A 15,375-nucleotide genomic window follows, 5' to 3' on the forward strand; every position below is an offset into this window, starting at 1 on the left:
TTGTAGATGACGGGTCCGGGAAACGCCTACCAGAGTCGGCGCCTGCCGAATGTCTTGCCGGTCACGGGCTTGTGCTTGACGCGGAACCGCGACGGCTTTTTGCTGGCTTCGAGACTGAATTCCTGCGGACCGGCGTAATCGCTCAGCCCCTTGTAGAGTGAGTAACACATTCCAAGCAAAATGGCAGCGAACGGAAGGCCGGTGGTGATGGTGGCCGTCTGAAGCGCCACGAGTCCGCCGCCCATAAGCAGCACCGCCGCCACGACGCCTTCGAGGATGGCCCAGAAGAGCCGCGAGAGCACGGGCGGGTTCGGGTCGCCGCCGGAAGTGATGATGTCGATGACCATCGAGCCCGAGTCCGAGGACGTGACGAAGAAGGTCATGATGACCACCACGCCGAGCAGGGATGTGGCCTGCGACAGCGGGAAGTTCTCCAGCATCACGAACAGCGAGACGGGAATGTTTTCCTGCACAGCCTGCGCAATGCCGCCCGCGCCGAACATTTCGATATAAAGCGCCGTGTTGCCGAAGATGGTGATCCACAGGAAAGTGATCAGCGTCGGCACCAGCAGCACGCCCATGATGAACTGGCGGATGGTGCGGCCAAAGGACACGCGGGCGATGAACATGCCCACGAACGGCGACCACGCGATCCACCACGCCCAGTAGAAGATGGTCCAGCCGTGCTGCCACTGGGTGTGCTCATACGTTTCGTTCCAGGTGGAAAGCTGGGGCAGGAACTGGATGTAGTAACCGATGTTCTCAAGCGTGCCGTTGAGGATGAACAGCGTGGGTCCGAGGACCAGCACGAAGATCGCAAGACCGCCTGCGAGTGCAATGTTGATCTCGCTGAGTCGGCGAATACCCTGATCCAGCCCCTTGACGACACTCCACGTGGCCACAAGGGTGATGCCCGCGATAAGGATGACCTGAATGGTGCTGCTCTGCCCGATGCCCCAAAGGTGGTCCAGTCCGGCATTCACCTGCTGGACCCCGAGGCCGAGGGAGGTAGCCACGCCGAACAGCGTCGCCACGGTGGCCATGATATCGATGATGTTGCCAATCCAGCCGTAAATCTTATCCCCGAAAATGGGATAGAATGCGGTGCGGATGGAGAGCGGCAGCCCCTTGTTGAAGGAGAAGAAGGCCAAGGCCAGCGCCACGATGGTGTACACGCCCCACGGGTGCAGTCCCCAATGCAGGAAGGTGATGTCCATGGCCTTGCGCGCCGCCTCGGTGGTGCCCGGTTCCGTCAACGGGTTCGCCACGAAATGGAACATGGGTTCCGCAACGCTGTAAAAGAGCAGGCCGATACCCATGCCTGCGGAAAAGAGCATGGCGAACCAGCCTCCGGTGGAAAACTCCGGCTCCGCGTCCGGCCCGCCCAGCCGTATGTCCCCGAACCTGCTGGCCAGCAGTAGAAGGACGAACAGCAGGACGATATTGATCGTGGCGATGAAGAACCACCCCGCATAGGTGGACATGTACGACTGCATCGCCTGAAACACGTTGCCGAGAAGCTGCTGGAAAATGATCGTGACGGTCACGAACAAAATGATCGCACCCGCGGATCCGAAAAAGACCCATGGGTGCACTTCCAGGTGAAACCAGCCTTCTTTTCGGGCTCCGCTTTCCACTTGACCGTTGCTGCTTTCCTGTTCACTCACGTTGAATATCCTCGAAATCGTGATGAGGCCCCGAACGGGGCGGATTACGTATTTACCACCTCTGCCAGCGGCGCGATGCGACGTCCCCTCTCCAGCGCCCTTCCTGTATTCAGGCAGCCGGCACGCCGGGCAGACAAGTGTACATTTTCAGATTGTTAAACCTAGGTCACATGAAAGCCCCGGTCAAGAGATGCGCCGTCAGATTCTTAGCATAATGCAACAGCCTCGGAAGGTGCGACATTATTAACGACGGCAGCGGTGCTAGCCTCGACGACTCTCATCAAGGGCGCGAATGATCGTCTTGGACAGCCGCGTCATGTCGAAGGGCTTCATCAGGATGGCCCGGATACCTACTTCACCCGGGCGGATGTTGTCCAGCGACGATGAGAACCCCGTACAGAGCACCACCGGAAGGTCGGGCCGAAGCTCGTGAACGGCCGCGGCCAGCCTGTCGCCGGTCATGTAGGGCATGGTCTGGTCCGTGATGAGCACATCAAAGTCATCAGGCGCGGCCTCGAACAATTCCAGCGCCCTGCGGCTCTCATTGACGCCGACCACCGAATAGCCGAGATCGGTGAGCATCTGCTCGCCCACCTCGACCATGTCCGGCTCGTCGTCCACCAACAGGACGCGTCCGCTTCCGCGCTGCGGCACGGACCGGGGGCGCGATGGTGTCCTGTCGGCCTCGTCCGCGCCCGGAGCTTCCGGAATATACACCTCGAAGACGGTGCCCTCGCCGGGTGTGCTTCGCACATTGATGCCGCCGTTCATGCTTCCTATGATGCCGTGCACCATCGAAAGTCCGAGTCCCGTTCCCTTGCTCTGCGGCTTGGTGGTGAAGAACGGGTCGAAGATGCGGTTCATGATGTTTTCCGGAATTCCCACCCCGGTGTCCGCCACGCTGAGTTTGAGATAGTCGCCCGCTTCGAGGCGGCCTCCGGGCAATAGAAGCGGCCCGTCGAGCTTTTCGCGGTTCAGTGTCAGGGAAAGAAGCCCGCCCTCTTCCTCCATGGCGTACGCCGCATTGGTGCCGAGGTTGGTAATGACCTGATGCACCTGACTGGAATCACCGAGAATCCAGCCGTGCTCCACGCCCATGTCCAGCCGCACCTCGATGGTGGACGGCAGGGAGATGCGCAGGAAATTGTCCACCTCGCGCAACAGCGGGACCATGTCCACGCGTTTGCTGTCAGGCTTGCGCCTGCGGCTGAAGACCAGAATCTGGTTGACCATTTCCTTGGCGCGCTGGGCGGAATGCATGATGCGCCCCATGTTGGAATGTCCGCGCGTGCCCTCCTCCAGCGTCGGCATGGCCAGTTCCGCGTACCCCAGAATGGCCGCAAGAATGTTGTTGAAATCATGCGCGATGCCGCCCGCAAGCGTCCCCAGCTCCTCAAGCTTCTGGCTTTGGCGCAGCTGCTTTTCCATTTGCAGTTGTTCCGTGATGTCACGGGCCACCTCGACGTATCCAGTCATGCGACCGGTGTCGTCGTGAATGGGCGAAATACTCAGGTCAACCACATAATCCGCGCCGGATTTCTTGCGGTAGGTCGTCTGCCCGCGCCAGACTTCGCCCCGCTCCAGACTCTCCCATATCTCGGTGAAAAAATCCTCACTGTGGGCGTCGCTTCGCACGATGGAGACATGGCGGCCTTTGAGATCGTCGAGAGAATATTCGCTCATTCGCTCGAACGACGGGTTCATGTACTCCATTATCCCATCGGTATTGATGATGAATATGCCGTCCTGCGCCTGCTCTATGGCGGTCATAAGCCGCACGCGCTCGTTGAGTTCCTTCTTGAGTTCAAGCGTACTCTCGCTGATGCGCTTCTGCAGCGTGCGGTTCCATGAAATGATGAAGGCCACGAAAAGAACGATCAGCAGAATCCCGCCCGCGATGTAGACCCAGAAGCGCTTGTTCTGGAGCAGGAAGGATATGTAGTGCTGGTCGAGGGTGACCCACTTGCGGTAGATTCTGTCATGCTCTTCCTGACTGATGGAATCCAGCCCCTTCTGCAGGATGGAGTTGAGCATGGGCCAATCCGAACGGGTGGCTATACGATGGAATATCTTGTAGTCGGTGTGCCCGGCCACTCTGAGGTTGGTGATACCCTTTTCCTCTATGAAATAACTTGCTTGCGGCAGGGAGATGATAGTGGCGTCTATCTCGTCGAAGGAGACGTGCAGCAGCGCGGCCAGATAGTTGTAAACGGGCTGGATGTGGATTTCCGGATAATATTTTCGGACGTAGTCGATGACCGCATTGCTTTTGGGCAGGGCAAGGTCCATGTCGCTCATGTCCTTGAGCCGCAGGTAGCGCTTCTGGTTCTTGTTGACCAGAATGACGGTGGGGATCACAAGGTAAGGCCGTGTGAAGCGCATGTAGTCGATGCTTGCGGGGTTGGCCCAGAACGCGGCGATGAGGTCCACCTCCCTGTCCTCTGCCTTTTGCAGCAACTTCTTGAGGTTGGTGGTCTCCACCACCTCGAACTCCATGCCCAGCCGGTCTCCCAGAAGGTGCATGTAGTCCGCGACCATGCCCTTGTACTCGGCCTTTTCACCAAAGAATTCCAGCGGACGGGTTGACGGAGTGACCCCGAGTCGTATCTTCTTGTGGTCGGCGATCCACTCGCGCTCCTGCGGCGTGAGCTTGAGCCGCTGACGACTCGACGAGCCGAGGAACAGCGCACCGAGCACGGCCAGCACCACGAATCCTGCCACCGCGAACTTCACGTACGGGCGACGCATCGCCGACATTCTTTTCGCCATCACGTCCTTCCCCCTCGCGGCCTCATGAAACGTCCCGGCCGCTCATGGAATATAAGTCGTGCAACCCTTTTGCGCAAGCTCGGCTCAAATACGCGTAATAACGCATAGATTTTTCAAGCAAAAAGGAAGAGCGAGGCCGCGGCTCGACAAATTTCGCAAAATGGGACATATGTCCCGCAGGCTTCATTAAACGGAACGAGGGACAGTAGCATGGCAACTATTCTCGTGCTGGACGACGATCCGGATATCAGCACCATCATCACCCAGCTGGCCGAGGATGCAGGGCACGAGGCACACGCGGCCTCCACCATCGCCGAAGGGCTGGACACCCTCGGCCGCATCCCGACCGATCTGGTCTTTCTCGACGTGAGCCTGCCCGACGGCAGCGGCATAGACGCCCTTTCCAAAATCCGCGGCTTCCCCACCAGGCCGGACGTTATCATCATCACCGGCCTCGGCGACCCGGACGGCGCGGAGTTGGCGATCCAGAACGGCGCGTGGGACTACATTGAGAAGACCAGCACCCTCAAGCAGATCATGTTTTCCATGGACCGCGCCCTGCGCTTCCGCGAGAAAGCCCGCAAGCCTGCCATGGTGAGCATCAAGCGCGACAGACTCATCGGCGACAGTCAGGCGCTGCAACCGGTGATAGAAAACATCTCCGTGGCGGCCGCCGGCGATGCTGGCGTGCTGATCACGGGGGAGACCGGTACCGGCAAGGAAGTCATCGCGCGCACCATCCACGAAAACAGCCCCCGCTCCGAAGGCAGCTTCGTGGTGCTCGACTGCGCTTCGCTGCCGGCCAGCCTCGCGGAAGGCGAACTCTTCGGTCACGTCAAGGGCTCCTTCACCGGGGCCAACACCACCCGCACAGGTCTGGTTGGGCAGGCCGACGGTGGAACTCTCTTTCTGGATGAGGTGGGCGAACTGCCGCTGGCCGTGCAGGCCACCTTCCTGCGCGTGTTGCAGGAAAAGCGATTCCGTCCCGTGGGCAGCACCAAGGAGTTCGACAGCGACTTCCGGCTCATGGCAGCCACCAACCGCTCGCTGGAAGACATGTGCGAGCAGGGGCTTTTCCGCAGCGACCTGTACTACCGCATCAAGGCGTGCGCCATAGAGATGCCTCCGCTTCGCAAGCGGTTGGAGGATGTCCCGGCCATTTGCCGTTTCCACCTTGAACGGCTCTGCGAGAAGTATGAAAAGGACGTCCCTGAACTGTCCGAGGATTTTCTCAGCGTGCTCATGAACTACGACTGGCCCGGCAACATCCGCGAACTGGTCCAGACCATGGAACGCACCATCATGCGCGGCGGCGACGAACCCGTGCTCTACCCGGAGCACCTGCCCGTGGACATCCGGGCCAAGGCCATGCGCCGCACCGTAGGCAAGCACGATGAACCGCTCGATGAGACCGCGACATTCGCCCCGGACGCGCCGACGCTTCCCGCAGCGGACCGGACGAACTTCCCTAACGACCTGCTCAACGGACCGCTTCCGGAGTTCAAGGATTACCGGAAGGAATGCCTTGCCCGCATCGAGCGCCCCTACCTTGAACGACTTCTCGACGAGGCCGACGGCAACATCAAGGAGGCCTGCCGCCTCTCCGGCATCTCGCGCACCCGCCTCTACGCCATGCTCAAGGACCACGACATGTCCAGATAACCGGCGGTCCCTTCCGACCGCCGGGACTATGCGTGTTCACCATGCGGGACTGTCCCGATTTTTGGGACGACCGTCCCGCATCCTGAACACTTTCATGCCTGATCAGTTCTTTTTTCGAAACAACACCCAGAGCCTTTTTCGCATATCACATTGAAAAGTGTGATTTTTTTTATTTGTGGCACATTTCGTGTTTTCCAGAAAAGCAATTCCGGAAACTCTGAAGGCCGGAAAAGAGTGAGGAGGCCCCGGGCGACCGGGGAGTGTCATGAAAGAATTTTTCAATCATAAGAAGGACACCATGAAACGTATTATCGCACTTCTTCTGTGTCTCTGCGCAGCGTTCGCGCTGACCGCATGCAACGACGAGGGCGGAGAAAAGGCTTCCAACGAGCCCACCGTCATCAAGCTCGCCACCCAGCATCCCATCGAGCACATGGCTCACAAGGCCGCCGAGCGCGTCAAGGCTCGCATCGAGAAGGAAACCGAGGGTCGCGTACAGGTCAAGATTTACCCGGCCAACCAGCTGGGCGACGCTTCCCAGATTTACGAAGAAATCATCCGCGGCTCCATCGATGCCGGTCACATCACCGTGCCGGACCAGTTCGACTCCCGCCTCGGCGCAGGCTTCCTGCCCTACATCGCCCGCGACTACGACCAGATCCGCGAAGTGTTCGCCAGCGACGCTTTCCTGCCGCAGGAAATGTCCAAGATGCATGACGATCTGGGCGTGAAATTCTTCTCCTACTTCGGTGAAGGCTTCATCGGCGTCGGCACTGTCGAGCCGCTGAAGAACGTCACCACCCCCGGCACCGAAAAAGGCATGATGATCCGCGTGCCCGGTCTGGACGTATTCAAGTTCGGCGCAGAGGAACTCGGCTTCCGCACCTCTTCCCTGCCCTACGCCGACACCTACTCCGCCCTGCAGACCGGCGTGGTCAAGGGCTGGCTCGGCGGTCCCCCGAACCTGAACTACCTCGGCTTCCGCGACGTCATCAACCACTACTACCAGTACAACGTCAACTTCGAGTCCACCCAGTACGTCATGAACCAGGAAAAGTTCATGTCCATCCCCGAAGCCGACCGCAAGGTTGTCGAAGAGGCATTCGTGGACGAAGGCCAGCAGTCCTTCCTGATGGCCGAGAGCGAAGACCAGATGTACCGCAAGAAGCTCGAAGAAGCCGGTGTTGAAGTGCACATGCTCACCACCCAGGAACTCGAAGAGTGCGCCTCCTACGTCCGCGACAAGGCTTGGAAGCGTCTTGAAAAGAACCTGACCCCCGAGCTCCTCGAAGGCATCAAGAACTCCTACTAGCCAAGGGTTTGCGAGCGCGGCCGGCGCTCTGAACCAGCCAGACAGCGGCGGCGTGGCCGGACCATCCGACCAGATGGGAACTCACTCCCTCCGACCACGCCGCCCTTTTTCTCAAGAAACACGGATTTCCCGAATCCACGCAAGGAGTATTTTCCATGCAACCCATTGAAAACGCACCGCGTATTCCGCTGTGGGGCGCTCTGGGCAAGTTTCAGAAGACCATGATGACGATCAGCAGCATCCTCATCGTCTGCATGATCTGCTACGCGGTCGTCGCCCGCTACGTCTTCGGTTCGGACTTCTACGGGTCCGAGGAACTCATCCAGATGCTGGCCTTCTGGCTCTACTTCATGGGTGCCGCACAGGGCAGCCGCGAGAAGAGCCAGATCTCGGCAGACATCCTGACCTGCTACATAACCAGCGAGAAGTGGTGTCGAATCGCCCACCTCGTCAAAGATTTCCTGACCACCGGTATCTGCCTGCTGGTGACCGTCTGGGCCGTGGAGTTCGTGGCCTGGGGCTTCAAGATGATGCCCATGTCCCCCGTCTTCCGACTGCCCATGCTCATTCCGCACAGCGCCATCGGCCTCGGTTTCGTGCTCATGTCGCTGTACCACACGGTCTACCTTGTTCAGGATTCGGCCTCCTTCATCCGCGACGTCCGCGCAGGCCGTTACGCCCAGTAAGAGGAAAGACTCATGAGCATTACCGTAGCAATAGCGATCCTTATTCTCGTGGTCACGCTGTTCATAGGCATCCCCATTCCGTTTGCCTTCTTCAGCTCGGCCGCATACCTTCTCTACACTGGCGGATACGATCCGGGCTTCCTGCTGCCCTACGGCTTCGCCAAAATGAACTCCGTCGTCCTGCTGACCATTCCGCTGTTCATCATGGCGGGCGGCATAATGGACAAGGGCGGCATCGGCGACAAGCTGGTCGATGTCGTGGACACCATCGCCGGACGCATCCGCGGCGGCCTCGGGGTGGTCACCGTCGTGACCTGTGCCATCTTTGGCGCGGTCTCCGGCTCCTCCTCCGCCACCGTGTCCTGTATCGGTTCGATCATGATCCCCAAGCTCAAGCGCGCGGGCTACCCGGTGGGCCACGTGGCCGCCATCCTCGCCAACTCGGGCGTACTGGGCATCCTGATTCCGCCCTCCATGCTGATGATCCTGTACGCATGGATGGCCAACCAGTCCGTGCTGGCCTGTTTCCTCGCGGCATTCGTTCCCGGCATCATCGTCACCGTGCTGATGAGCCTCGTGAACATCTACCTGCTGCGCAACAACAAGGAAATCGAGGTTGCCGAGCACCGCGACTTCGCCACCACCACCAAGCTCTTCGTCAGCAAGAGCGCCAAGGCTTCCCCGGCGCTGATGATGCCCGTCATCATCCTCGGCGGCATCTACGGCGGCGTCATGACGCCCACCGAAGCCGCTGCCGTGGCCGTGCTCTACGCCATCCCGGTGGCCATGTTCCTGTACAAGGGCCTGAAGCTGAAGAACCTCGCATCCACGCTGATCGAGTCCGCCACCACCACCGGCGTCATCATGGCCATGATGTTCGCGGTCATGATCCTTTCCCGGCTCTACATCATGGAGAACCTGCCCGAGCAGATCATGGGCGTGCTGACCACCATCTCCGAGAATGAAATGGTGATCCTGCTGATGATCAACGTGTTCCTGATCTTCATGGGCATGCTCATGGACGACGTCTCCGGCATCCTGCTCGGAACGCCCATCCTGCTGCCGCTAGTGACGCAGATCGGCGTTGACCCGGTCCATTTTGCGGCTATCATGGGTGTGAACCTCGGCATGGGTAACGTCACGCCTCCAACGGCACCGCTTCTCTATCTCTCGGGACGCATATCCGGAGCGCAGCTCACCGGAATGCTCCGGCCGACTCTCTACCTGCTCATCTTCGCCTGGCTGCCGACCCTGCTGATCACGACCTACGTGCCCGAAGTGTCCCTCGGACTGGTCAACCTGCTCATGAAATAGGGGTATACAATGGAAAGCATCAGGGAACTCTACAGAATCGGCGTCGGCCCGTCCTCGTCCCACACCATGGGACCGAAAAAGGCGGCCGAGACCTTCCTGGAACGCAACCCGGAGGCCGCGTCCTTCCGCGTGACCCTCTACGGCTCGCTGGCCGCCACCGGCAAGGGGCACCTGACTGACTGGGCCGTGCTTCAGGTGCTTGGCAACGAACGCACCGAGGTCATCTGGAAGCCCGAAGTCGAACTGCCCGAGCATCCGAACGGGCTGGAATTCGAGGCCCTCGACGGCGAAGGCGCCGTCACCGCATCGTGGCAGGCCTACTCCGTGGGTGGCGGGGCCGTTCGCGGCGCGGGCGACGACGAAGAGCCGCCGGTTCAGGTCTACGACCTGCCCGACCTGACCTCCATCATGGAAATGTGCGAGGAAAAGGGCCTCACCTACTGGGAATACGTGGAACAGTGCGAAGGTCCCGAAATATGGGAGTTCCTGCGGGAAGTTTGGCAGGTCATGCAGGATGCCGTGCGCCGGGGACTGGACACGCAGGGCGTGCTTCCGGGCAGCATCGGCCTCAAGCGGCAGGCATGGAGCTACTACAAGAAGGCCAAGCTCTCCGGCCCCGACATCCAGCAGACCGGCAAGGTCACCGCCTACGCGCTGGCCGTCTCCGAAGAGAACGCGGGCGGCGGAACCATCGTCACCGCCCCCACCTGCGGTGCGGCGGGCATCGTCCCGGCGGTGCTGTACTACCTGCGCGAATCGCAGGAGCCCACGGAGAACGAGATTCTCCACGCCCTCGCCACGGCGGGACTCATCGGCACCATCATCAAGCAGAACGGCTCCATCTCCGGAGCCGAGGTGGGGTGCCAGGGCGAGGTAGGCTCCGCGTGCGCCATGGCGTCGGCCGCCGCCACGCAGATCATGGGCGGTTCGGTGCGGCAGATCGAGTATGCGGCGGAGATGGGCCTTGAGCATCATCTCGGCCTGACCTGCGACCCGGTGGACGGCCTGGTCCAGATCCCCTGCATCGAACGCAATGCCTGCGCCTCGTCCCGCGCCTTGAGCCGCGCGCAAATGGCCTACCTTTCGGACGGACGCCACCGCATTCCCTTTGACGAGGTGGTGCAGGTCATGAAGCAGACGGGCCATGATCTGCCAAGCCTGTACCGGGAAACCTCCACGGGAGGACTCGCCAAGGTCTACGGCGACCGCATGAAAAACATTCAGGGTGGTTGCTGACCACCCTCCACCCATGTCCCGGACGGGGCTTCGTTTCGGCGGAGCCCCGTCATTGTATCAGCCACGGATTTCACGCAAGGAACACCACCATGTCCGACACCGCACGCCCTGCCAGCATCTTCAACGACGTTCTCGGCCCCGTCATGACCGGCCCTTCCAGCTCCCACACCGCAGGCCCCACCCGCATCGGCAAGGCCGTGCGCAAACTCGTGGGGGAAGACATCCTGCGCGCCACCATCGCTTTCAAGGAAGACGGGGCCTACCCCGCCACCTACAAGGGTCAGCGCACCGACATGGGATTCGTCGGCGGCCTGCTGGGGTTCGGTCCCGAACATGAACAACTCATCGACGCCCTGAACATCGCACCGGAACGCGGGCGAAACTACCGCTTCACCTCAGAGCCGCTGGATCATCCGCATCCCAACGCCGCGCGCATCACCGCCACCGGCGTCAGCGGCCGCACACAGACCTTTCTGACCGTCTCAACAGGCGGCGGCATGTTCGAGATATGCGAGATCGACGGCCACCCCGTCTCCATCCGCGGCGACTTTTATGAAATGACCGCGCAGTGTCCGGACCCGTCGCGGCAGGAAGAGCTTCAGGCAGAGGCGGCAGCCATCGGTGCTCGCCTTACCGCCACAGACGGCCCCGACGGCCTTTTCATACACCTCTCGTCCGAAGCACCGTTTTCCCCCTCCCTGCTCAAGCTCGCTGGAGCCATGGACACCGAAGGGGAGTGCCGCGTTTCCCTCATGGATCGCATCCTGCCGGTCGGCGGTCGCTTTCAATACGACATGCCCTTCATGGACGCCGCCGGAGCGCAGAAAGTCGCCCGTTCGGAAGGGCTGGACGCGGCGGAGCTGGCGATCCGTTACGAAACGGCGGCCAGCGGTGCAAGTCGAGACGAAATCATGGAACGCATGAAGGAAATCATCCGATTCATGCGCGCTTCCGCGGAAACAGGACTGCGCGGCGGCCTGCCCAAAACCGGCTACATGGATCCGGTTGCGGCAGACATGGCCGTGAACGCACAGCAAACGAGGCTTGCCGATCTGGGTGTCATGAACCGTGGTATGCTCATCGCCACCGCGGTCATGGAATGCAACAGCGCGGGCGGCATCGTGGTGGCCGCCCCCACCGCAGGCTCCTGCGGAACGCTGCCAGCAGCGGTGCTCTCCGTAGCCGAATCCATGGGGCTGTCCGCGGATAAGCAGGCAGAAGCCATGCTCGCAGCCGGACTGGTCGGAGTATTCATCGCGCATCAGGCCACCTTTGCGGCCGAGACCTGCGCCTGTCAGGCCGAGATCGGCTCATCGACCGCCATGGCAGCCGCTGCGGTTTCCCAGTTGCTTGGCGGCAGCACTGAGCAGTCCTTCGCCGCAGCCGGTCTGGCCCTGCAGAACGTCATGGGGCTGATTTGCGATCCCATCGGCGGGCTGGTGGAACTGCCCTGCGTCAACCGCAACTCCATGGCCGCCTCCAACGCGGTGGTCTCCGCCAACATGGTCCTTTGCGGATTCGACCCGGTCATCCCGCTGGATGAGGTCATCATCGCCATGCGAGAGACCGGAAAACTGCTTCCCTCCGAACTGCGCTGCACCACACGCGGCGGTCTGTGCATCACGCCCACAAGCCTCGCCATTCAGGACAAACTGAATCGGCCGGCTTGAGCACCGGACCATTTCAGAAGCCCCCGCGAGTGTTTCCATACTCCCACGGGGGCTTATCCTGCTGCGGTTTTACCCCAAATTTTATTGCCCGAGATTACGACTACCTAAGCTGAAACATGCCATGAAGTTTCCGCAAGAATGAAGTCAACCCCTTGCTTCCGATTAGGGCTTGGGCTAGGTTCTTGCGCGTTCACGATGTCCTTCAGGTGGCCTACCGGCCACAACAGGGAATCCGGTGAAAATCCGGGGCGGTCCCGCCGCTGTAATCCCCTACCGAAAGGGAAAGGAAAGGTCCACGAGCCACTGCCGAAAGGCGGGAAGGCGGGCCGGACGGGGAAAGCCAGAAAACCTGCCTGAAGCGTATCCAGCCCGGAGCGAAGCGCGGACTTTGCCAAGGGTCATGATTGGTTCACATAACAAAAACAGTTGCCGTGCCGTGTCGGTTCAGCCGTCCGCGCCGAAAGGGCAACCCTGCAAAACAGTCAAACGCCGTCCAACGTGGTCCGGCGTTTTCAGCTTTCCGCGAAGCGCTGTTTTCAAGAGAGACACATGCCGGTTCAGATTCTCAAACGCGACGGATGCCTCGAAACCTGGTCGACCAAACGGGTCGGCGATGCCATCTTCAAAGCCCTCAAGGGCAGCGGCATCAAGGACCCCCTGCTTTCCACCCGGCTGGCCAAAAAGGTCGAGCAGAAGCTCAGGAACGTGGATGTTCCCGAACAGGAAATGGTTCAGGACATGGTCCAGCAGGTTCTCATGGAGGCCCGCCTGTACAAGGTGGCGGAGCGCTACATCATCTACCGTGAGAAACGCCGCGAGATGCGCGCCCAGAACGAATCCTTCCTGAACATATCCGGAGTCACCGAAAGCTATCTCGATAATATCGACTGGCGGGTGAACGAAAACTCCAACATGGTCCACTCCTTTCAGGGCCTGATCCTGCATATGGCCGGATCGGTCCAGGCAAGGTACATGCTGGACAAATATCCCGAAGAAGTCCGCATGGCGCACACCCACGGATACTTCCACATACATGACCTGTCCTTCGGACTGGCGGGCTACTGCTCGGGCTGGAGCCTGCGCGACCTGCTGCTGGAGGGCTTCAACCTGCGCGACCGCTGCTCGTCCACTCCGGCCAAGCACTTCGACGCCGCCTGCGGGCAGATCGTCAACTTCCTCGGCACGCTCCAGAACGAGTGGGCCGGAGCACAGGCCTTCAACAACGTGGACACCTACCTCGCGCCCTTCGTGCGGTATGACGAGCTGGACTTCGCCACGGTGAAGCAGCAGATCCAGAAGCTGCTGCACAACCTGAACGCCACCTCGCGCTGGGGCGGGCAGAGCCCGTTCACCAACTTCACCTTCGACTTCGTGCCGCCGTCCCACATCGCCAACGAACCGGTCATCATCGGCGGCGAATTCCAGGACTCCACCTACGGCGAATACGCCGAGGAAATGGCCATGATCAACCGGGCCTTCCTCGAAGTCATGCTCGAAGGCGACGCCGACGGTCGCATCTTCTCCTTCCCCATCCCCACGTACAACGTGACTGAAGACTTCCCCTGGGAGTCCGAGGAAGGCAAGCTGTTGCTGAAGATGACCGCCAAATACGGCGCACCCTACTTCCAGAACTTCATCAACTCGGACCTCAACCCCGAGGACGTGCGCTCCATGTGCTGCAGACTGCAGATGGACCTGCGCGAGATCCGCAAGAAGACCGGCGGTCTGTTCGGCGCAGGCGACCTTACCGGCTCCATCGGCGTGGTGACTCTGAACCTGCCGAAGCTGGCCTACCTCGCCCAGAACGAGGACGATTTCATCGACCTCATCACCGAATACGCGGAGATGGCCCGCGACTCGCTGGAGTACAAGCGCAAAGTCGTGGAACACAACCTCGAAGCGGGCATGTTCCCGTTCTCGCGCCGCTACCTGAAGAACGGCTTCAACGGCCACTTCTCCACCATCGGACTCATCGGCGGTCACGAAGCGTGCATGAACCTGCTCAAGAAGGGCGTTGACTCCGATGCGGGCTGCAAACTCATGGAACGGGTGCTCAATCACCTGCGCCAGCTGGTTCTGGACTTCCAGGAGCAGACCGGCCACCTGTACAACCTTGAAGCGACCCCGGGCGAAGGCACCTGCTACCGCCTCGCCAAAATCGACAAGGAACTGTACTCCGACATCTACGCTTCGGGCGACGGCGTTCCCTACTACACCAACTCCACCCTGCTCCCGGTGGGCGTCACCCCGGACGTGTTCTTTGCCCTTGAGCATCAGGACAAGCTCCAGACGCTCTACAACGGCGGCACGGTATTCCATACCTTCCTCGGCGAGGCCGCTCCGGACGAGGAGAGCGTGCGCCAGTTCCTGATCAAGGCCATGAGCAAGACCAAGATTCCCTACATCTCGGTCACGCCGACCTTCTCGGTCTGCCGCGATCACGGTTACATCTACGGCGAGCACTTCTCCTGCCCCACCTGCGGCGACGAGACCGAGGTCTACACCCGCGTGGTGGGCTACTACCGCCCGGTGAGCCGCTGGAACAAGGGCAAGCGCGAGGAGTACAAGGAACGCACCGAATACACCATGAACAGCTTCTGCGACGCCTGCTAGCAGCACTGAATCGACATGATTCTCGACGCAAACCAGCTAGCCGCCATCCAACAGCGCAACGACGAGGAACTGCGCAGGGGAAACCGGGCCACCCATGGGTATCCGGCACACACCATCCAGAACCTGCTGCACACCGTCGAAGCGCTCAAGAAGGAAAAGCGCAAATGGAAAAAGCTGGCGCAGCAGCGAGGCAAGGCGCTCACGGAGATCGGCAAACTCGCCGGTAACGGTGACAACGACTCCGACTAGCTCCAGCCTCCCGCACGATGGCAAGGCCCGCTTCCCGAAAGGGAAGCGGGCCTTTTCACGGCTTGATGGGTGTGTTGCCAGTCGCTTTGGTCAGCCCTACCGTCGAACCTTCAGACACGACTGCCGGTTTTTCTTACAGCACCTTAGCAGATCGACACAAAAACCACCAACTTTCCAAGGCCTTACGCTTGGCGTTG

10 protein-coding genes and 1 riboswitch are annotated in these 15,375 nt (G+C 60.5%); of the genes, 8 read left to right on the top strand and 2 right to left on the bottom strand.

What is annotated here, in order from left to right; all coding sequences use genetic code 11:
- Positions 1 to 26: 26 nt before the first annotated feature.
- Positions 27 to 1,667 carry a BCCT family transporter gene (locus B149_RS0105000; RefSeq protein WP_018124074.1) on the bottom strand — a complete coding sequence of 547 codons (1,641 nt, stop codon included), beginning with the start codon at positions 1,665 to 1,667 and terminating at the stop codon, positions 27 to 29.
- Positions 1,668 to 1,928: 261 nt separating this feature from the next.
- Positions 1,929 to 4,436 (bottom strand): ATP-binding protein, encoded by a 2,508-nt coding sequence (locus B149_RS0105005; RefSeq protein WP_156816744.1) that lies wholly within the window; start codon positions 4,434 to 4,436, stop codon positions 1,929 to 1,931.
- Positions 4,437 to 4,646: 210 nt separating this feature from the next.
- Between B149_RS0105005 and B149_RS0105010 the strand changes: the two genes are divergently transcribed.
- The 8 genes from B149_RS0105010 to B149_RS0105045 all read left to right on the top strand — a co-directional run bounded on the left by B149_RS0105010 (position 4,647) and on the right by B149_RS0105045 (position 15,178).
- A complete protein-coding gene (locus B149_RS0105010; protein WP_018124076.1) occupies positions 4,647 to 6,098 on the top strand; it encodes a sigma-54-dependent transcriptional regulator in 1,452 nt (483 codons plus the stop codon).
- Between the two features lie 298 nt (positions 6,099 to 6,396).
- Entirely contained in the window at positions 6,397 to 7,410 is a 1,014-nt protein-coding gene (dctP, locus tag B149_RS0105015; RefSeq protein ID WP_156816745.1) for a TRAP transporter substrate-binding protein DctP, read from the top strand.
- 155 nt (positions 7,411 to 7,565) lie between these two features.
- On the top strand, positions 7,566 to 8,096 hold the full coding sequence (locus tag B149_RS0105020) for a TRAP transporter small permease (protein ID WP_018124078.1): 531 nt from the start codon (positions 7,566 to 7,568) through the stop codon (positions 8,094 to 8,096).
- A gap of 12 nt (positions 8,097 to 8,108) precedes the next feature.
- Positions 8,109 to 9,410 (top strand): TRAP transporter large permease, encoded by a 1,302-nt coding sequence (locus B149_RS0105025; RefSeq protein WP_018124079.1) that lies wholly within the window; start codon positions 8,109 to 8,111, stop codon positions 9,408 to 9,410.
- 9 nt (positions 9,411 to 9,419) lie between these two features.
- Positions 9,420 to 10,646, top strand: a complete 1,227-nt coding sequence (locus B149_RS0105030; RefSeq protein WP_018124080.1) for an L-serine ammonia-lyase — start codon at positions 9,420 to 9,422, stop codon at positions 10,644 to 10,646.
- A gap of 89 nt (positions 10,647 to 10,735) precedes the next feature.
- Positions 10,736 to 12,316, top strand: coding sequence for an L-serine ammonia-lyase, iron-sulfur-dependent, subunit alpha (locus B149_RS0105035; RefSeq protein WP_018124081.1), 1,581 nt, complete (start codon positions 10,736 to 10,738; stop codon positions 12,314 to 12,316).
- 187 nt (positions 12,317 to 12,503) lie between these two features.
- Positions 12,504 to 12,687, top strand: a riboswitch (cobalamin riboswitch).
- A 178-nt stretch (positions 12,688 to 12,865) separates the two neighbouring features.
- On the top strand, positions 12,866 to 14,929 hold the full coding sequence (locus tag B149_RS0105040; RefSeq protein WP_018124082.1) for a ribonucleoside triphosphate reductase: 2,064 nt from the start codon (positions 12,866 to 12,868) through the stop codon (positions 14,927 to 14,929).
- Positions 14,930 to 14,944: 15 nt separating this feature from the next.
- Positions 14,945 to 15,178 carry a hypothetical protein gene (locus B149_RS0105045; RefSeq protein ID WP_018124083.1) on the top strand — a complete coding sequence of 78 codons (234 nt, stop codon included), beginning with the start codon at positions 14,945 to 14,947 and terminating at the stop codon, positions 15,176 to 15,178.
- Positions 15,179 to 15,375 lie beyond the last annotated feature (197 nt).

Source organism: Desulfovibrio oxyclinae DSM 11498 (genome assembly GCF_000375485.1).
Taxonomy (GTDB): Bacteria; Desulfobacterota; Desulfovibrionia; order Desulfovibrionales; family Desulfovibrionaceae; genus Pseudodesulfovibrio; species Pseudodesulfovibrio oxyclinae.